Below are 19,535 nucleotides of genomic sequence, written 5' to 3'. Positions count from 1 at the left end.
TAAGGAAAACCTATGATGTTGCAACGCCCCTATGATGATTCTCAGCAAAGAGCATCTTTTTCCCTGCTAGCCCTAACCAAACCTTTGAGCACACTTGCACTGGCCTTGGCGGTAGTACTGCCGAGCTATGCTCAAGTTCAAGCTGAGACCCTGGCTCAGAGCCAAACTCAGCAACAAGAGCAAGACACCTTGCTACTTGCTAAAGGCTATGTTGACGTCGCTAAGGGAAAGACTATCGAAGATGCAGCCATAGTGGTGCGCGGCAATCAGATTATCTCGGTCGGCCATCAAGGCAGTGTGGCTAAGCTAGGCGATTATCGGGTGGTTGACCTTAAGGATAAGTATCTGTTACCTGGGGTCATGGATATGCATGTGCATCTCTCCAGCGACGCCGAAGACAACTTTCTCGAATCGATGAATTACTCCATTCCGAGACAGACGGTGAAGGCGGTTAAAAATGCCCGCAGCACCCTGATGGCAGGTTTTACCACTGTGCGAGATCTCGGCGCCTCTGGCTACTCGGTTATCGCTACGCGCGATGCCATCGACGCTGGTGAGATCCCCGGGCCCCGCATCTGGGCCGTTGGCCATGCGCTGAGTATCACTGGCGGCCATTGTGACGATAACTTTGCCGCGCCAGAGGCGCATAGTGTCGCAGCTGGTGTCGCCGATGGCCCTTGGGCTGTCAGGCAGAAGGTGCGCGAAAATATCAAATATGGCGCCAATGCCATTAAGATCTGCGCAACCGGCGGCGTTTTTTCAAAGGGAACCAAGGTCGGCGTGCAGCAATATAGCGAGCAGGAGTTAGCCGCGGCGGCCGACGAAGCCCATCGACGCGGTTTAGTCATTGCCGCCCATGCCCACGGCACCAGCGGCATCAAGGCCGCGATTCGCGCCGGCATAGATAGCATCGAGCACTGCAGCTTTATGGATGAGGAGGCAATTAAGATGGCGGTTAAAGCCGGAACCTACCTGTCCTGCGACATCTACAATACTGAATATACCCTGGCCTTTGGCGAAGCCAATGGCGTACCCCAGGCCAACATAGAGAAAGAGAAGCAAGTCTCTAAGGCCCAGCGTGATAGTTTCAGACGCGCCACCTTAGCCGGGGCCAAGATGGTGTTTGGCTCGGATGCGGCCATCTATCCCCATGGCGACAATGGTAAACAGTTCTCACGTATGGTTACCTTTGGGATGACGCCAGCTCAGGCGCTGCAGGCCGCGACCGTTAACAGTGCGGCGTTGATCCAGCAAGAAGACACCCTTGGGCAGCTTAAGCCTGGCTTCTATGCCGACATCATAGCCGTAGATGGCGATCCGTTAGCGGATATATCACTAATGGAACGGGTGAGCTTCGTTATGAAGGATGGCGTGATCTACAAAGATTAGTCCGTAGGGGGCATTTGTCTGTTGGCTAACGAGTTGTCTCAATAGCGAATAAGTCGGCAATTTAAATTGGCAAATGCCCCTCGCATCTAGTTAATTCTCTGGCTCAGCCCGCAGATACAGTAAGCGTGTCAGTAAGAAGAATAAAGATAGCTTGAGATGCAAAGCAACTATCTCAAACCGCAGATCTGGTCGAACTAACATCCAGGTCTCAAGCCTTAGGCGAGCCGTGTAACACTTAGCTCGCCCCAACTCTGGCAAAACGCCCAGCGATTTTGTTTGCAAAAATAGATGGCTTGATACCTGTTGTAGCTCACGGTATCCAGACCAATAGCCTGATTTGAGCCGTTACCGATTTGGCTTGGCGTACCACAGCCCATTAAGAGAAAGATTCCGAACAAGAGTGAGTAGCCGCCCGAAGAGAAACTATGCCCACTTATGCGCAAGCTTCTATGTAGAGGTATATTTAACATAGCTACTCCTTATTTTGTTTGATGCTACACCCCGTTGAGCAAAAGCCAATATCGAATAACCCGACTTAAACACGCCAACCTCTGGCATAGCCGCTTATTTCACTATATGAGAATATTCCCCTCGGCGCAAAAATCAGACAGGCTTGTGACTTTAAGGTCTACTTTAACGTTAACTTTAAAGTCTTTAGGAAAGCGGCTTTCAAACTATCGAGCGACGCGAGATCTTTAGGACTCTTACGGCTGCGGCTATAGAGGGATGATTCGATAAACAGCGAGAACCAGGCCGACAGACTGGCTGCATTCTCGGGCTCTGCGGCAGCGCTAAGTACCAGACTCGCCACCTCGGCGGTACCGAGCTGAAAGTCACGACTTCCCTTACGTAGGCCATATCGCGCCGCGGCGTCCGGAGCAAACGACAGCATAGGCAGATGGTGCAGATAGTCACTCTTATTAAACATCTTGATCGCCTCACGCCAGCTGCCATCGAGCAGCACAAACAACGGGCGTTTGGTTTCCGAGGCTAAACGCGTTTTAAGCGCTACATCGGGCACCACTGCTTGAGATGGCATGGCATATTCGCTGGGGAAAACCAGATAAGGCTGATATTCGCTCGAGTCGAGTAGCGCCAGGAGCTTACGATTAGTCCGAGTGCGATCCCAGATATAGGCATGGGTATCGGGGATAAGATCCGCAATTAAGCGACCAGAATTACTGGGTTTTAACACCTCATCGTCATACATCACCAGCAGAAAACTAACCTTGGATTGCAACAGCGCGCGGGTATCGCAGGTACAGTAGCGCTGAGCCAGCAGGCAGGCCTCACAGCGCTCAAGGTTTTTCCCCCGGGCATTATAGGGACGGGTAGAGATCGCCTTTCGATATTGGTAGCGCTGATGTACCGCATGGGGAGGAAGTGTCATTGGGTAACCTATTAAAAACTAAAAACTTGGTGCTTACACGCAATGGCTTGCCTGGTTAAGTATAACCCGGGCAGAACCATTCAAATCTCATTCATAAAAAAGGCGAACCATGATGTTCGCCTGTTTTAATGCTAACTCATTATCTATGCGCGGCGACAACGATTCGCCTTCTTGTTTTACAAGATACGGCGTAGCAGGAAATCGGCGCGCAGACGTCTGATACGATTCATGATCTTGCGTACCGGCTTAGGATAGTTATTCAGGGTATCTATCTGGCTGTAATGATAGAGACGCTCTGTATGCTCGAGGATGTGCGCCTGTTCCTGTTTGAACTCTTCGGTCCAGGCTTGGGTTTCATCTTGCAGCAATAAACCGTTTTCTAAATCCAGCGCCCAGGCCCTTGGATTTAGGTTAGAGCCAGTGATCAGATGCAGGCGATCATCGGCGCTAATTCCTTTAAGGTGATAGCTGTTGCGATCATGCTTCCACAGATGAATGTTGAGCAGCCCGGCATCAATGGCCCATTGCTGACGCTTGGCAAATTTACGCAGCGACTGCTCGTACATGTAGGGCAAGGCGCCGATAGTCGAAAACTTCTCCTCCGGCGGAATGTAAAAGTCATTAGCCGTCTTGTCGCCCACTACGATGTCGATTCGTTTGCCTTTTCGCAGATGCTTAGCAAGCGCTCTGGAGAGAATATAAGGCGGATTAAAATAGGGCGTGCAGATAAACAGTGAGCGCTGAGACTGGGATACCAGATCGATCACTAGCTTGTTTAGCTTATTCTTCTTGCGCCCTAAACCAACCACAGGAGTGATGCGATTGCCCGTCTTGGTACTCGCAAAACGATATTTGGCCTTAGCCAGACGCTGTTTCAGGCTACGAACATCATTTTTTTCCGGCAGCTTTTCGGTCGCCCTATCTTGGGTGAGCGAAGTCACGGCTCTGTCACTGGCGATATATTCCATCACCATGTTACGCATGGATTCAGCCAATGGCTTAGATTCGATCACATGGTAACGATCGAAACGGTACTTCTCGCCCTGATGCAGATAGATGTTATTCAGGCTGGCACCGCTGTAGATAACAGTGTCATCTATGATGAAACCTTTAAGGTGGAGTACGCCCATAAATTCACGGGACTTTACCGGTACGCCAAGAATATTGATCGGATGCTCTGCGGCGTTAACCACCTCTTGATACATGAGGTAGTTGCCGCTGTCACCCTTATGGCCGATAAGCCCACGTCTGGCACGATGAAAATCAACCAGAACGGTAATATCCAATTCGGGTGTGGCTGCCTTGGCCGCCATCAGGGCAGCCAATACTTCCCTGCCCGCCTCATCGTCTTCAAGATAGAGTGCGGCAAGGGTGATCGCTCGTTTGGCGTTCGCGATCTGATTGAGTAATTCGGCTTTAAGCGCCGCAGGCGTTAGCAACCAACGTATGGCGTCGGCGGGTAACGCAATTCCACCTAGCTTATCCAGCAAGGTATCCTCCTTTAAAAATGCTGCCCATCACGGTAGTAGCATTGTGGGGTGAGCGCCATAAACATGATTGAGATATGTTTTGCAGGCGAATAGTGCGCTAATACGGCCTGACGAATGATCTGCTCTACTGCGTGACGAATTTCGGGATCTTTAGGAAACCAGAGCACCTCGACTTGCACGAATGTCGTATCGACCTTGCCGGCGCGATAGCTGACGCTTGGCTCCCAGTCTAAGGTGAAGCTCTCAGCCTTGATTTGACAAAGGTTTGCAAGCTCATCGAGTAAGGTCTCACTGATTCGACATACCGCCTCTTGCGGTAAACCGCGCATACGAATGTGTGGCATACTGGTTCCATCCCAAATCTTAAGGGGTAGAAATTACCCATTTACCGGGTTTGGGGCAAGGGTTTTCTGTTGTTGTCAGTCGCACTTGAGACAAACCGGGTTAAAATTAAGCAGAATCAGCGGCTAAAGTGCTAAGTTTTGCATCCTTAGTCTTAATTCTCGTTTAACGCTCCGACATTGGGCGTAAAACACCTTACAATAGGCTTATCTGTCTTCGTTTAGGTTCCAGCATGAATAAAACCATTCTTCTTACCTTGGCAATAACCCTGTTAGCCGCATGGGGCATCTTTCATTTTAAGGCGCAGCTCGGTTTTATGGTGCTGCCGCTCTTTATTGTATTAGTGCTATTTGTCACCCTGCGTTTATACCGTTTGATGGAAAAAGATGAGCCTTCAACGGACGATTAGCCAAAACCGAAAACAAGGAACTGTTTCGACGCTTATGTTTACAAGATTGACAAGCGGGCTAAGCGCCCTTCCCCTTAATTTCCCAAGCTTGCTGACTAAGGCGATTCCGGCTGCAAAACCTTTCGCCTTGTCTTTAGCTGTCGCGGCTGCCTTAATACCTGCAGCCAGCAATGCCGGGACCGACGCTAATACCAATACCAATACCAATACCAAGCAGCTTGATAGCAAGGGTTATGATAATCAAAGCTATTATGACAACCTCTTGTCGGTGATCGCGCCGCCTCACTCGCAACTGTCTATTTTGGCTCAAGATCTCAGCACCGACGCGATACTGTATCAGCACAACGCCGATACCCTGTTGCTGCCTGCCAGTACGCAAAAATTACTCACGGCCGTCGCCGCGATGCGGGTATTGGGTGAAGAGTTCAGCTTTGCGACCCAATTTTCAACCAAGGGGCGCTTGTCTCACGGTGTGTTAACGGGCGATCTCTATCTCTCCTTTAGTGGCGACCCCACCTTAACCACAGACGATCTACGAGCTATGTTAAAGAGCTTGAAAGATGCAGGCATTCATACCGTTAAAGGGAACCTCTTGCTTGTGGGGCAAGCCAAGGAGCAGACGCGCGCCCCCGGCTGGGTGTGGGACGATCTTGGGATCTGCTACGCCGCGCCAGTTTCCAGCTTTATCGTCAATCAAAATTGCGTCAAGGGCCAGTTAAAGCCAAAGCTGGCAAGCAGCGCCAGCCAACTCAACTTTCCGCGATATCTGCCCATCAAGGTGTCGACAACCGCGGTATTTGATAAGACGCAGCAAGAGCCCTTCTGTGAACTCAACTTAGCTAGGCTGCCCGACAATCATTACCACATCAGTGGCTGTTATCCGGGTGATAAGCCGCTTAATCTGGCAATCGCCGTGGATGACCCTGCGCTCTACGCCAAAGAGATGCTAACGCGCATGTTAAAGAGCGCCCACATCAAAATGAGCGGACAAGTAGCTATTGCGCACAGAACGCCGATAGGCCTTAAGCCCTTAGTGACCCACAAATCGGAAAGGCTCGAGGCGCTCCTTCGTACCATGCTGCTCGATTCGGATAACTTGATTGCCGACAGCCTGTTTAAAGCCGTAGGCGCACACTATTACAAGGTGCCAGAAAGCTTTCATGCCGGCGCCAGGGCCGTTAAGGCGATACTCGAGGCGGACGGGATAGATCTCAGCCACACGCAGATCATCGATGGCTCGGGCCTTTCTCGCTATAACCTTATCTCGGCCAGGCAACTGGCTGAGGTCCTGGGCCTGATGGCGAAGGATGAAAAATTACGCCCCCTCATTGAGCTGCTGCCGGTCGCCGGGGTTAGCGGTACCCTCAACTATAAGCGCGGCTTTCATCAAGCTCCCTTGATGAATAAGGTTTCTGCCAAGACAGGTTCTATGCAGGGTGTCGATAATTTAGCGGGTTACCTTTCACTCGACGCAAGTCACCAATTGCTCTTCGTGGTCATGGAAAATGGCCAGAGCCAAGAGAGTAAGAAACAAAGCCCTGCGCCCTTTAGCGCCCTCTTCCTGCAAAGCCTGCTGGATAATCAAGGGCAGATAGTCAAAAGCCAAGGTAATGAAAACGAGGATAAGAAGAGCACCCCAAAAACGCTCACTGCGCAATAACATGCACTTAGTAAAATAGGTTAAATAAAAAAACGCCCGGGCCTAATGAACCGGGCGTTTTCATATTATTAAATCTAGCTGCTAAAACAGCTCTTCTGCCATCGCCATCACGCTGGCATCACCCGCGTTGACCTGCGCCAGATGGTAGTCGACCTTAGGCAGTAGTTTGGCCAGATAGAAATCAGCCAGCTGTTGTTTCGCCGTGCTAAAGCTTTCATCTTGGTGATCGGCAGCCTTATCGGCCATCAGCAACCAGAAATAGCCATAGACCAGATGACCAAAGGCATCGAGGAAATCGACGGCGCAGGCGTTGATCAAGGCCGGATTGCTTAGTTTGTTGGCGTTGATGTATTCACCGCTCGCCAGCAAGGCATCGAAACGCGAAGTGATAAGCGCCTTTTGCGCATCCGTTACATTGGTCATGGCTGTCAGCTGACTCTGGCACTCGGCAACAAACTCAGTCAATGTACGCAGATCGTCTCCCGTGGTTTTCCTACCCAGGAAATCGATGGCTTGAATACCGTTTGTACCCTCGTAGATCTGCGCGATACGGGTGTCACGAACCAGCTGCTCGATACCCGTCTCACGAATATAGCCGTGACCACCAAACACCTGCTGCGCCATCACGGCGGCATCCAGGCCTCTGTCACTCAAGAACGCCTTGGCAACCGGAGTCAGCAGACCGACATAACGAGCCGCCTTCTCCTGCACCTCTCCCTCTGCGTGTTTAGCGAGATCCAGTTGCTGACCGGTAAACACCGACAGCGCGCGTCCCGCTTCGGTATAACAGCGTATGGTCATTAGCATGCGGCGCACGTCACCGTGTACCAAAATAGGGTCACTGGCATTGTCGCTACCACCTGCGGCCTGGCCCTGCAGACGCTCCTTGGCATAATCGCTAGCCATCTGGTAGGCCGCCTGAGAAATGCCTAGGCCCTGAATACCAATCGCCAAACGCTCATAGTTCATCATGGTGAACATGCACACTAAGCCACGGTTCGCCTTGCCGATCAGATAACCCTGGGCATCGTCGAAATTCATCACACAGGTCGCCGAGCCCTTAAGCCCCATCTTGTGCTCAATTGAGCCTACGGTAACGCCGTTGGTTTCGCCTAGCTCACCGTTATCATCCACCTTAATCTTAGGCACTAAGAAGAGTGAGATACCGTTCGAGTCCGGCAGTTTTGCCAGTACCAGGTGAATAACATTTTCGGTGAGATCATGGTCGCCGCCAGTGATGAAAATCTTACTGCCAGAGATAAGATAGCTTCCATCATCCTGTGGTACGGCCTTGGTGCGGATGTTACGTAGATCTGAACCCGCCTGTGGCTCTGTCATGTCCATGGCGCCGGCCCATTGACCCGAGTACAGATTTGGCAGGTACTTCTCTTTTAGCTCGTCACTGCCGTGGGCATTGATACAGAGGGCTGCACCCGCGGTGAGTGAACCATACAAGGTAAAGGCGTTACAGGCACTATAGGCCATCTCATCGACCAGCACGCCAAGCATCTTAGGCATGCCCATGCCGCCAAACTCAGGATCGCCGCACAGCCCTACCCAACCACCTTCGGCATATTGGTCATAAACCTCACGATAGCCATCGGGTGTGATCACCATAGCATCTTCAAAGCTTACGCCTTGCTCGTCACCGGGACGGTTAATAGGATGGATAAGATCCCGAGAGATCTTCTCGGCTTCATCGAGGATCGCCGTTGCCGTATCCATATCGACTGTCTCGGCCAAGGCCGCTAGTTCACCCCAAGTTTGTGGAGCATCGAACACGCGCTCCAACAGAAATTTCATGTCGGCCAATGGCGCCTGGTATGGATTCATCTCGCCTCTCTTAAACGTTAGATTAAAACAGTTGTTTTAATCTATCTCAGTTGCGGCTGAGAATAAAGCCCTTTAGTCAAATATTGTCCGCCAGCGCAAATAAAAAAGCCCCGCGTAGATTGCGAGGCTTCTTAAGTTACAGCTAGTTACCAAATGAGGGACTTACCACATCAGGTCGTCTGGGATCACATAATCTGCGTATGGGTCGTCTTCTTCCACCACTTGGGTGGCATCTTCTGCCTGCCACAGGTAACCGCACCAGTCGGGCACCAGCAGGTTAACCCGCTCGGCAAGCTTATGGGGAACCAGGTAGCTTACCTCTTCGTGGCGAACTATCCCTAACTGGCCGTTGAGCAGTTGGCTCTGCAGTTTTTCGTTCACGTACAGGCTAAAGATTTTAGTGCCTAGCGTGTAGTTAAACTTAACTTCGGCATCCTTTGGCGGCTCGATGGCGCAGCGCTTAAATTCGGTGATTAGCCCGCGCACCTGGCCCTTCTCCATCGCCTCGGCGAAACGTTGCTCGTTTAGCGCCTTATCCTTATCTATCTGGGCTTGTTTCTTCGCTGCGATCTCTTGTTTCAAGGCCTCTGAACCATCATCGACCTTAGCTTTACGATCGCGACGCTTCTGGGTCTTGGCATCGCGAACCTTCTGTTTGCTGACCAAGCCAGCTTTGAGCAACTGCTCTTGAAATGGGTTTGCCATCTTTCTTCTCACTCATTGGGCAACACTATCTGCGCTACCTACTTCTCTTTCGGTTGTTGGGCCATTTTGCCTAATTGACTCATGGCCATGCTGGCACCACCGAGGGACCAACCGCCGTCTACAGGCAACACTGTGCCGGTAATGTAACTGGCCATGGGTGAAGCGATAAACATCACCGCATTGGCAATATCATCCGTGCTGCCGTTTCGCTTAAGAGGCACGCTTTGGGCGACTGCCTGTTGCAGTGCATCACTGGGTGCCAAGCGATTGAATCCTTCGGTGCCGCTGATGGGACCGGGCACTATGGAATTAACCCTGATCCCCTCAACGCCCCACTCGAGTGCCAGACTCTTAGTCAGCATGTCGACCCCGGCCTTGGCCGCGCTTACATGGGACTGCATCGGCATGGCAATATAGGCCTGAGGCGCCGAGATCTGCACTATGGCGCCGCCGGGGCGACGCATTAAGGGATAGGCCTGTTTGAGCACCTGAAAACTGCCCAGCAGATCGATATCCATCACCGACTTGAAGCCGTTTTCGGAAAGTTCCGCCGCCGTCGCCGGGAAGTTTCCGGCCGCGCCACTGACCAGCACATCCAATTGGCCATATGCAGCGGCAATCTGCTTAAAACCTGCCTTTAGCGCGTCGAGATCCCGCACATCGAAGGCGACGCCAAGCATCTTACCTTGACCATTAATCGCATGCAGCGCCTCTACGGCCGCATCGACCTTTTCCTGACGGCGGCTGGCCACGGCAACGTTAGCGCCCGCCTTGGCAAAAGCCTTGGCGATGCCCAGGTTGATGCCACTGGTACCGCCCACTACAAAGACGTTTTTCCCTTGATAATCGAACATCTTCTTTCCCTGTCTAATAAAACCTTAAGAATTAAACTAGGAGGCTCGAAGTGTCAGGTCAAGCTATTTAAGCGATGCATGGATCTCGGTCAATGCCGCGAGTGGATTAGCCGCCTTGGTGATAGGACGACCAATCACCAGGTAATCGGAACCCGCTGCCAGCGCCTGCGTCGGGGTCATCACACGGTGTTGATCGCCCTTGTCGCTGCCGGCAGGGCGAATCCCCGGCGTGACCAGCTTAAAGTCGGCGCCAAATTCGGTCTTTAGCATGCTAGCTTCCTGGGCCGAACAGACGATGCCGTTCAGTCCTGCCTGTTTGGTGAGGCTTGCCAGACGCTTGACATGCTCGGCCGCTGGCACATTGATGCCAAGCAGCGCTAGCTCATCGTCGCTCATAGAGGTCAGTACCGTCACGGCGATCAGCAGTGGCGCCTTGTCGCCATAAGGAAGCAGCGCCTCGCGAGCCGCCTGCATCATGGCCAGGCCACCGCTGGCATGCACGTTGGTCATCCACACCCCTAGCTCTGCCGCTGCGGCGACGGCCTTGGCGACGGTGTTCGGAATGTCGTGGAATTTGAGATCCAGGAAGAGGTCAAAGTCACGACTGTGGATCTCTTTGACCAACTCAGGACCAAAGAGGGTGAACATCTCTTTGCCTATCTTGAGGCGGCACATCTTGGGATCTAGCTGATCGATGAGCTGCAAAGCTTCGGATTTATTATCGTAATCTAGCGCCACTATAATAGGTTTGTTGCTCATGCTGTTCTCCTGTTGCTTTGCATTTTATTGTCTATTTACTCCCCGTCGAGTCCGCGTATCCGCTTGATGGTGCCCCAACTCTTACAGGAAGGACAATGCCAGTAGAGGGTGTGGGACGGGAAACCACACTCAATACAGCGGTAACTGGGACGGAATTTTATCTGCTGCTCGACCAGTTCGGCGAGCATGTTCAAACTCTGTTTTGCCTGACCATCTTCAGCATATTGGATCTGCATCTTCATTAGATGCTGAAAGCTCTTCATGGTGGGATGACGATAGAGGCCGTCGAGGATCAACTTCTCGGCATCTTGGGTTTCCCCCTGGGTGATCATCTGCTGCGCCAGAGTGATGGCCACACTCGCGCCAGCACCCTGCTCTAACGCTTCGCGTAGCAGTTCACGATAGGCGCCGAGATCCTCGGTCGATTGATAAGCTTCTTTGGCGATGGCGAGGGCTTCGGGAAAGAGTTCGATATCGGCATCTTTCAGCCGGCAGAGCATCTCCTTGGCACGGCCAAATTCCTGCTGAGCGAGGAACAGCTTGGCGCTGGTTAACATGGCGCGGCCACATTGGGGATCTTGCTTTATCGCCTGCGCCAGGTGTTTAAGCTTGAGCTCGCTATCGCTGGCCTCATCGGCAAGCTCACAATAGAGATGGGCCTGCAAGTGTTTGAGCGACTGCTGACGCTTACGCTTGAGGCTCTTGATGATATCTATTGCTTTCTGCCAGTCTTTGGTCACCTGGTAGATGGCGATCAGCTGATCTTCTGCCTCTTCGCTGTGATCTTCCTGTCGAACCAGATTGAGGAAGATCTCCTCTGCCCTGTCGTAGAAGCCGGCGGCCAGATAGTCTTTGCCGAGCTCCATCATGGCGATGTCGCGCTGCTCAGTGGTCAGGGTTGGGCGGGCGATAAGATTTTGGTGAATGCGGATAGACCTGTCCACCTCGCCTCGCTTACGAAATAACGAGCCTAGCGAGAGATGGGTATCTATGGTGTCATCATCCACGTCGAGCATGGAGATAAAGAGATCGACCGCCTTGTCCGATTCGTTGGACAGAAGGAAATTAAGGCCGGTAAAGTAATCGCGGCTTAACTGCTTTCGCTTACTATTCTGCTTGTGCCTGATACTACGGCGCCCCATGTACCAACCATAACCGGCTGCTATGGGTAACAACAGAAACAGAATCTCTAACATATTAAGCGTTTACTTCCTTCGCTTGATGTTCGATTTGGGTAGATGGTGGGAGTATCTCAACCGGTAACTTGGCTTCTAACTGCTCTAATTTTTTATTGGCCTTTCGCAGTTGCAGCCTTACCTTAGTAATATGGTAGATGGCAAACAGCCAGCTAACCAGGAAGCCCGCCAGAAACACCACGCCGAGCACGACAGGCAGTCGATATTCACCCTGAGCGACAAAATAACTGATGTTCACCAGCTGTTCGTTGCGTGCACCAAACAATAAAGCCAAGACGAAAAACAGGGCGACAAGCACGGTCGCGATAAATGACTTCACGTTACTCTCCATAAACCCGTGGTGGTGGGTTGATTATCCAAGAAATTTAGCGAACTAGCTAGCCATACCTAGAATTTAGGCATAAAAAAACCTCCTTTCGGAGGCTTTTAAAACAATGTCATTTACGAGTTGATAGCATCAACGCGCTCACGCAGTTCTTTGCCAGGCTTAAAGTGCGGTACATACTTGCCTTCCAGCTCAACTGAAGTGCCAGTCTTAGGATTACGGCCTGTACGTGGTGCACGATAATGAAGGGAAAAACTACCAAAGCCACGGATCTCGATACGGTCACCGCCTTCCAATGTCGTTGCCATCTGCTCCAACATCTCTTTAATAGCGCTTTCTACTTCTTTTGCCGACAGCTGCGACTGCCTAGTGGCAAGTTTTTCGATCAGTTCGGATTTAGTCATCCTGTACCCTCTATAATCAAGCCAAACACAGTCACCTAGCGGGGATGTTACCATCCCCGAACTTCAGGCGAATTATTTGCGAGCCGCTTTGAACGCTTCAGCCATGGCATTGCTCATTGCAACGTCATCTTGCTTGTTCAAGTTAGCCATCGCTTCCTTCTCATCAGCTTCGTCTTTCGCACGGATAGACAGGCTGATAGAACGGTTCTTGCGATCAACACCCATGAACTTAGATTCAACAGTGTCACCTACTGAGTATACAGTAGATGCATCTTCGATGCGCTCACGAGAGATGTCAGAAACACGTAGGTAACCTTCTACAGTTTCAGCCAACTCGATAGTAACGCCTTTCGCGTCTACTGCAGTAACAGTACCAGTTACGATAGCACCTTTCTTCTTATCTGCAAGATAAGCGTTGAATGGATCGTCTTCAGTCTGCTTAACGCCTAGGCTGATACGCTCACGCTCTGGGTCAACTGACAGTACAACTGCGCTGATTTCGTCGCCTTTCTTGTAGTCAGATACAGCTTCTTCGCCAGTACCGTTCCAAGAAATGTCAGACAGGTGAACCAGACCGTCGATGCCGCCGTCTAGACCGATGAAGATACCGAAGTCAGTGATAGACTTGATCTTACCAGTAACCTTGTCGCCTTTCGCGTAACGCTCTGCGAAATCATCCCATGGGTTAGTCTTACATTGCTTCAGACCTAGAGAAATACGACGACGCTCTTCATCGATGTCCAGAACTAGAACTTCAACTTCATCACCTAGGTTAACAACCTTAGATGGGTGGATGTTCTTGTTAGTCCAATCCATTTCAGAAACGTGTACCAGACCTTCAACGCCTTCTTCGATTTCAACGAAGCAGCCGTAGTCAGTTAGGTTAGTTACGCGACCAGTCAACTTAGTGTTTTCTGGGTAGCGCTTGCTGATTTCTAACCATGGGTCTTCGCCAAGTTGCTTAAGACCTAGTGAAACACGAGTGCGCTCACGATCGTACTTAAGTACTTTAACGTTGATTTCGTCACCAACATTTACGATTTCAGATGGGTGCTTAACGCGCTTCCAAGCCATATCTGTGATATGTAGAAGACCGTCAACGCCACCTAGGTCAACGAATGCACCGTAGTCAGTCAGGTTCTTAACGATACCCTTAACTGCTTGACCTTCTTGTAGGTTTTCAAGTAGCGCATCACGCTCTGCACTGCTTTCAGATTCGATAACAGCACGACGAGAAACAACAACGTTGTTACGCTTCTGGTCTAGCTTGATAACCTTGAATTCTAGTTCTTTGTTTTCTAGGTGAGCAGTGTCGCGAACTGGGCGAACGTCAACTAGAGAACCTGGTAGGAATGCACGGATACCGTTTAGTTCAACGGTGAAACCGCCTTTAACCTTACCATTGATGACACCGATTACAGTTTCAGCATCTTCGTAAGCTTTTTCTAGAACGATCCAAGCTTCGTGGCGCTTAGCTTTCTCACGAGAAAGTTGAGTTTCACCGAAACCATCTTCAACAGAGTCAAGGGCTACGTCAACTTCATCACCAACAGCGATTTCTAGAACGCCTTGAGCGTTTTTGAATTGGTCAGCTGGGATTGGGCTTTCAGACTTAAGACCAGCGTCAACCAGTACCATACCGTTCTGGATTGATACTACAGTACCACGAACGATAGAACCTGGACGGAACTCAAGTTGTTGAAGGGATTGTTCAAATAGATCAGCAAAAGATTCAGTCATGTTAATTTACTTTAAGTAATAAACCACGGCCCATCCTAGACGTGGAGTCAGATTAATCATTTGTCGCATCCATGTGACAAATCGTAACGACCCTGCCCCCTAGAGAACAAGATCAGGTAATTTTTCTTTGATGTGAGAGAGCGCAAGCTCAACTACTTCATCAATGCCTATGCCAGTCGTATCGATCACCAGCGCATCCTCGGCAGGAACCAGAGGAGCGACCGGGCGATTCATATCACGCTCATCGCGTTCAACGACCTCGGCCAAAAGACGGTCGATATTAACATCGAAGCCCTTGTCCTGCAACTGATTATAGCGCCTTTGGGCCCTTTCCTCAGCTGACGCGGTTAAATAAAGTTTAGCTGGAGTTGTGGGAAAAACGACCGTGCCCATATCACGACCATCAGCGATCAAACCTGGAGCCTCGGCAAAGGCGCGCTGACGACGAAGAAGTGCCTCACGAACGCGGGGGAATGCCGCGACTTTTGAGGCTGCATTAGAGCACTCCTGGCTACGGATGGCGTGGGATACATCCTCGCCTTCAAGGACCACTTTAATGCCATTGCCATTAGCCGTAATGAATTGCACATCTAAATGCGCGGCTAACAGGGCCAGCGAGGCTTCGTTATCTAACTCGACGTTGTGGTGAATTGCCGCGAGGGCCAAGACACGATATATGGCACCGCTATCAAGCAGCTTCCATCCTAAACGCGAAGCAAGTATCTGACTAATAGTGCCTTTACCTGCACCGCTTGGGCCGTCAATAGTGACGATGGGAGCCCGTTGTGACATATGATTCTCCAAATTAAATCTATCTTCCCTAAAGATCCTGAATGTCGTCCACGAAAAAACTGCGCGCGCATTATAAACTAAAAGCAATCATAAAGCGGCAAAAAGTTACGAATTAACATAATTGGATCACTTATTATCGCGGGTCAAAAACACTGACCCGCGATGAGAGACTGCGTCTACTGGACAAGCGCCGCAAACTGGGCGAAGTAGTCGGGGAAGGTCTTGGAGGTACAATCGGGATCGTTGATGGTAATGCCACAATCGGCAAAGGCCATCAGCGAAAAACACATGGCCATGCGATGATCGTTATAGGTATCGATATCGGCCGTATTTAACTGAGCTGGCGCCGTGACGCGAATATAATCATGGCCCTCTTCTACCTCGGCGCCAACTTTACGTAGCTCGGTGGCCATGGCCGCGAGACGGTCCGTCTCCTTGATACGCCAGTTGTAGATATTACGCAGCGTCGTGGTGCCTGTGGCAAACAGCGCTGCTGTCGCTATGGTCATGGCAGCATCCGGAATATGGTTCATGTCGAGATCCACCCCATGTAGCGGCGCACTTCTGGCGATGATGAAATCATCGCCCCACTCTATCTCTGCGCCCATAGCTTCGAGCACCTCGGCAAACTTAACATCCCCTTGAATACTTTTCAGTCCAACGCCGGTGACCTTAACCTCACCGCCCTGAATGGCTCCCGCCGCCAGGAAGTATGAGGCCGATGAGGCGTCGCCTTCAACCAGCACAGTGCCGGGGGAGACATATTTCTGGCCTGCAGGAATCTCAAAGCGCTGATAGTCGTGATTAATAACCGTCACGCCAAACTGCGCCATCAACGCGATAGTGATGTCGATATAAGGTTTGGAGACTAGCTCTCCTTTAATCTTGATATTCACCTGGGCCTTGGCAAGCGGCGTTACCATCAGCAGCGCGGTTAAAAACTGGCTGGAAAGGTCTCCAGCGATCTCAACATCGCCGCCATTGAGTCCGGTGGCATTAATGGTCAGTGGCGGAAAGCCAGGTTGTTTCAGGTAGCGTATATCGGCACCCAGTGTGTTTAGGGCATCGACTAGGTCGCCAATGGGACGCTCCTCCATTCTCGGCTCACCGGTTAAGGTAAATTCGCCGCTGCCTAAAGTCAGCGCAGCACATAAGGGGCGCATCGCCGTACCGGCATTACCGAGAAACAGTGTCTGGGCTGTGCCGTTATTAATCACGCCGCCCAGCCCCTCGAGTTCGCAAACCCGGTTATTGTCAGATAATTGATAATTAACCCCGAGCTGCTTGAGGGCAGTAAGCATGTGACGAATGTCGTCAGAATCGAGCAGATTGGTCAGTCGGGTTTTCCCTTCAGCTAAGGTCGCCAATAACAGGGCGCGGTTAGAAATACTCTTAGAACCGGGAATATTCACGGTACCATGAACCTTAGATATGGGATCGAGTCGTAGTTGTTTCATTAATCACTTCTTAATTGGTTGCAGTCAGAATCGACCGCGGATTATTGATACTGTTAGATACTAAAAACTTGCCATCACGACAAAATGGCCATCTGCTCAATAGACCTGAGCCTCGTGGTTATAAAATTACTGATTGAGGCGGACTATTCAACCCTTTTTTACGATTTATGGCCTTTAATGAGTAATTTTCTTTCTTAGCACTTTGCATGCTCACAAAAAATCGCCAAAAGCAGACCCGTCTACCGCCACTGGCATGAAAATTTGCCAAGTTTAAGTTTCGATAAAATCTCGCCTTGCGCTGTAAATTCCGCGCAAAATTAGTTTATCCTAAGGCTACGCACAGCGAAGGCCATTTAGGGCCTATAACAAGACATAAGGTAGTTGGAGCCATGTTCGAGAATCTTTCCCCTATGCCCGCCGATCCTATCCTAGGGCTAATGACTAAATTCCGTGAAGATCCCCATGCAAACAAGGTGGATCTGGGTGTAGGTGTATACAAGGACGAAGCGGGAAACACCCCGATTTTAGCTTGTGTCAAACGCGCCGAGCAGCACCGTATCGACACAGAGGCAACCAAAGTTTACATTGGCCCAACAGGTTCTCCTGCCTTTAATCAGCTGATGGGCGAACTGGCTTTTGGCCAGGACAACCCAGCACTGCTAGCCGATCGCATTCGTACAGTATCGACTCCGGGCGGTACGGGCGCCCTTCGCGTCGCGGCAGATTTCATCAAGCGTGTTAACCCAAATAGCGTGATCTGGGTGAGTGACCCGACTTGGGCCAACCACACGGGTCTGTTTGAGGCGGCCGGTATTAAGGTTAAGACCTACCCTTACTATGACTATCAGAACAAGACTCTGAAATTTGATGAGATGCTGGCAGCCCTTTCCCAGATTGGCGCCGACGATGTGGTCTTGTTCCACGCCTGCTGTCACAACCCAAGCGGCATGGACCTCACTAACGAGCAGTGGGATCAGGTGATCGCGCTGACCAAGCAACAGGGGTTCACGCCGCTCATCGACATGGCCTACCAAGGCTTTGGCGATGGTGTCGATGAAGATGCCTACGGCGTGCGCCAGATGGCCGCTAACGTCGATGACATGATCCTGTGTAGCTCTTGCTCGAAAAACTTCGGCCTCTATCGTGAGCGAATAGGCGCCTGTTCTATCGTCGGCAAAGACAGTCATTCGGCCAATGTGGCCTATTCGGTACTGCTCTATGTGGTGCGCTGCATCTACTCTATGCCGCCGGCTCATGGCGCCGCCATCGTCGAGACGATTCTCGGCTCCAGCGAGCTTAAGCAGCAATGGCTCGATGAGTTGAAGATCATGCGCGATCGCATCAACGGCAACCGCGCCATGCTGGTCAATAAGCTGATCGAAAAAGGCGTCACCCGAGACTTTAGCTTTATCGCCAAGCAGAAAGGCATGTTCTCCTTCCTCGGCGTTACCCCAGAGCAAGTCGCTAAGCTTCAAGCAGATCACAGCATCTACATGGTCGATTCGAGCCGCATCAGCATCGCTGGTATTGGTGAAGGTAATGTGGACTATCTGGCGGAGTCTATCGCCAAGGTGTTGTAATACAGCCTGAATACTCATAAAAAAGGGGACCATTTGGTCCCCTTTATGTTTTGATGTTTTTTTAAAGTTAGGCTGCGTATTTATCGGCGAAGGCTTTCATGAAGCTGACCAAGGCCTCGACACCCACTAATGGCATGGCGTTGTAGAGGCTGGCGCGCATACCGCCGACACTGCGATGACCCTTTAGCGCCACTAAGCCAGCGGCCTTGGCTTCCGCCAAAAACTGCTCGTTCAACGACTCATCTTTCAGATAGAAGGTAACGTTCATTTTAGAGCGGTTAGCAACCGCGACGCGGTTTTCATAGAAATCGCCGCTGTCGATATAGGCATAGAGCGTCTCGGCCTTACGATCATTGACCTTGGCAACCTCTGCCACCCCACCCTGTGCCTTGAGCCATTTGAAGACTTCGGCGGCCAGATACCAGGCAAAGGTCGGCGGCGTGTTAAACATGGAGTCATGTTTTACCGCCAGGCGATAGTCCATGATCGATGCCTGGGTGAGCTGCGGATACGCGAGTAAGTCGTCGCGAACGATGACGATGCTTAAACCCGATGGTCCGATATTCTTCTGGGCGCCGGCATAGATGAGTCCATAACGGCTGACATCTATCTCGCGCGACATGATGTTTGAAGACATGTCGGCAACGATCGGCCAAGGTGAATTAATCTCTTCAAAAATTTCGATGCCATCTACCGTCTCATTTGGGCAGTAGTGCAGGTAACGATAATCTTGTTTGATCTCATTAAGATCTGGCACGACAATGCGGCTGATACCATTGACTTTTTCGACAATGTTTAACGTATCTATCTGCGCGTCACCGGCCAATTTCTTGGCTTCTTCGACCGCGGCAGATGACCAACTGCCATCGACCAGATAGAGGGCCTTACCCTGTTCACCCAAAAAATTATTCACAACCGCGGCGAACTGTCCGCGACCGCCACCATGCATAAAGAGCACATGGTAGTTGCTGGGAATATTCATCAAATCTCTGATGTCGGCCTCGGCCTGCTCGGTAAGCGCGATAAACTCTTTACTACGATGGCTGATCTCCATTACGGAGACACCCTGCCCGTTCCAATCCAATAACTCCTCTTGTGCTTTTTGCATCACGGGCTGAGGTAACATGGCCGGCCCTGCACAGAAATTATATGTCGCGCTCACTGCTTTCTCCTTTGCTCTTCTTTCAACTGTGTTGCGTCAGATTAAATG

18 protein-coding genes are annotated in these 19,535 nt (G+C 51.0%); 4 read left to right on the top strand and 14 right to left on the bottom strand.

Annotated elements, in window-relative coordinates; all coding sequences use genetic code 11:
- Nucleotides 1-12: 12 nt before the first annotated feature.
- Nucleotides 13-1,389, top strand: coding sequence for a Xaa-Pro dipeptidase (locus K0I31_RS10155; RefSeq protein WP_258406621.1), 1,377 nt, complete (start codon nucleotides 13-15; stop codon nucleotides 1,387-1,389).
- 628 nt (nucleotides 1,390-2,017) lie between these two features.
- On the opposite strand, the gene K0I31_RS10150 is transcribed toward K0I31_RS10155, so the two are convergent.
- From K0I31_RS10150 to K0I31_RS10140, 3 genes are all read right to left on the bottom strand, one after another.
- The gene (locus K0I31_RS10150; RefSeq protein WP_220080720.1) at nucleotides 2,018-2,779 is read right to left on the bottom strand and encodes a tRNA-uridine aminocarboxypropyltransferase; all 762 of its coding nucleotides are present in this window, start codon (nucleotides 2,777-2,779) and stop codon (nucleotides 2,018-2,020) included.
- Nucleotides 2,780-2,955: 176 nt separating this feature from the next.
- The gene (pssA, locus tag K0I31_RS10145) at nucleotides 2,956-4,269 is read right to left on the bottom strand and encodes a CDP-diacylglycerol--serine O-phosphatidyltransferase (protein ID WP_220080719.1); all 1,314 of its coding nucleotides are present in this window, start codon (nucleotides 4,267-4,269) and stop codon (nucleotides 2,956-2,958) included.
- Between the two features lie 11 nt (nucleotides 4,270-4,280).
- The gene (locus tag K0I31_RS10140) at nucleotides 4,281-4,613 is read right to left on the bottom strand and encodes a DUF1904 domain-containing protein (RefSeq protein ID WP_011865762.1); all 333 of its coding nucleotides are present in this window, start codon (nucleotides 4,611-4,613) and stop codon (nucleotides 4,281-4,283) included.
- A 230-nt stretch (nucleotides 4,614-4,843) separates the two neighbouring features.
- Here K0I31_RS10140 and K0I31_RS10135 point away from each other — a divergent pair, with 230 nt between their 5' ends.
- Together K0I31_RS10135 and dacB are read left to right on the top strand one after the other, a co-directional pair.
- A complete protein-coding gene (locus K0I31_RS10135; protein WP_220080718.1) occupies nucleotides 4,844-5,020 on the top strand; it encodes a hypothetical protein in 177 nt (58 codons plus the stop codon).
- 127 nt (nucleotides 5,021-5,147) lie between these two features.
- Nucleotides 5,148-6,680 (top strand): D-alanyl-D-alanine carboxypeptidase/D-alanyl-D-alanine endopeptidase, encoded by a 1,533-nt coding sequence (gene dacB, locus K0I31_RS10130; protein ID WP_258406620.1) that lies wholly within the window; start codon nucleotides 5,148-5,150, stop codon nucleotides 6,678-6,680.
- 81 nt (nucleotides 6,681-6,761) lie between these two features.
- Here the strand turns inward: dacB and K0I31_RS10125 are convergent, their stop codons facing one another.
- The 10 genes from K0I31_RS10125 to aroA form a co-directional block, all read right to left on the bottom strand.
- Nucleotides 6,762-8,513: an acyl-CoA dehydrogenase family protein gene (locus tag K0I31_RS10125; RefSeq protein ID WP_220080716.1), complete on the bottom strand. Its 1,752-nt coding sequence runs from the start codon at nucleotides 8,511-8,513 to the stop codon at nucleotides 6,762-6,764.
- A gap of 162 nt (nucleotides 8,514-8,675) precedes the next feature.
- Entirely contained in the window at nucleotides 8,676-9,218 is a 543-nt protein-coding gene (locus K0I31_RS10120; protein ID WP_144199286.1) for a DUF2058 domain-containing protein, read from the bottom strand.
- A 38-nt stretch (nucleotides 9,219-9,256) separates the two neighbouring features.
- The gene (locus K0I31_RS10115) at nucleotides 9,257-10,072 is read right to left on the bottom strand and encodes an SDR family oxidoreductase (RefSeq protein WP_220080715.1); all 816 of its coding nucleotides are present in this window, start codon (nucleotides 10,070-10,072) and stop codon (nucleotides 9,257-9,259) included.
- 63 nt (nucleotides 10,073-10,135) lie between these two features.
- Nucleotides 10,136-10,831: an orotidine-5'-phosphate decarboxylase gene (pyrF, locus tag K0I31_RS10110; protein ID WP_220080714.1), complete on the bottom strand. Its 696-nt coding sequence runs from the start codon at nucleotides 10,829-10,831 to the stop codon at nucleotides 10,136-10,138.
- Nucleotides 10,832-10,866: 35 nt separating this feature from the next.
- The gene (lapB, locus tag K0I31_RS10105) at nucleotides 10,867-12,027 is read right to left on the bottom strand and encodes a lipopolysaccharide assembly protein LapB (protein ID WP_220080713.1); all 1,161 of its coding nucleotides are present in this window, start codon (nucleotides 12,025-12,027) and stop codon (nucleotides 10,867-10,869) included.
- A 1-nt stretch (nucleotide 12,028) separates the two neighbouring features.
- A complete protein-coding gene (locus K0I31_RS10100) occupies nucleotides 12,029-12,346 on the bottom strand; it encodes a LapA family protein (RefSeq protein WP_220080712.1) in 318 nt (105 codons plus the stop codon).
- A gap of 122 nt (nucleotides 12,347-12,468) precedes the next feature.
- The gene (ihfB, locus tag K0I31_RS10095; RefSeq protein ID WP_011865753.1) at nucleotides 12,469-12,756 is read right to left on the bottom strand and encodes an integration host factor subunit beta; all 288 of its coding nucleotides are present in this window, start codon (nucleotides 12,754-12,756) and stop codon (nucleotides 12,469-12,471) included.
- A 72-nt stretch (nucleotides 12,757-12,828) separates the two neighbouring features.
- Nucleotides 12,829-14,496 (bottom strand): 30S ribosomal protein S1, encoded by a 1,668-nt coding sequence (gene rpsA, locus K0I31_RS10090; RefSeq protein WP_011865752.1) that lies wholly within the window; start codon nucleotides 14,494-14,496, stop codon nucleotides 12,829-12,831.
- Between the two features lie 99 nt (nucleotides 14,497-14,595).
- Complete coding sequence (gene cmk / locus K0I31_RS10085; protein WP_220045158.1) at nucleotides 14,596-15,288, bottom strand: (d)CMP kinase; 693 nt, start codon at nucleotides 15,286-15,288, stop codon at nucleotides 14,596-14,598.
- Nucleotides 15,289-15,464: 176 nt separating this feature from the next.
- The gene (gene aroA / locus K0I31_RS10080; RefSeq protein WP_220080711.1) at nucleotides 15,465-16,745 is read right to left on the bottom strand and encodes a 3-phosphoshikimate 1-carboxyvinyltransferase; all 1,281 of its coding nucleotides are present in this window, start codon (nucleotides 16,743-16,745) and stop codon (nucleotides 15,465-15,467) included.
- Between the two features lie 389 nt (nucleotides 16,746-17,134).
- On the opposite strand from aroA, the gene K0I31_RS10075 reads away from it, so the two are divergent.
- Nucleotides 17,135-18,325, top strand: coding sequence for an amino acid aminotransferase (locus K0I31_RS10075; protein WP_220073853.1), 1,191 nt, complete (start codon nucleotides 17,135-17,137; stop codon nucleotides 18,323-18,325).
- Between the two features lie 67 nt (nucleotides 18,326-18,392).
- Here K0I31_RS10075 and serC read toward each other — a convergent pair whose 3' ends face one another.
- A complete protein-coding gene (gene serC, locus K0I31_RS10070; protein ID WP_220080710.1) occupies nucleotides 18,393-19,487 on the bottom strand; it encodes a 3-phosphoserine/phosphohydroxythreonine transaminase in 1,095 nt (364 codons plus the stop codon).
- Between the last annotated feature and the right edge of the window lie 48 nt (nucleotides 19,488-19,535).

Origin of the sequence: Shewanella spartinae (assembly GCF_019457555.1) — a bacterium.
Taxonomy (GTDB): domain Bacteria; phylum Pseudomonadota; class Gammaproteobacteria; order Enterobacterales; family Shewanellaceae; genus Shewanella; species Shewanella loihica.
The sequence above is the reverse complement of the archived record's forward strand: the minus strand, read 5'-3'. Positions and strand labels throughout refer to the sequence as shown.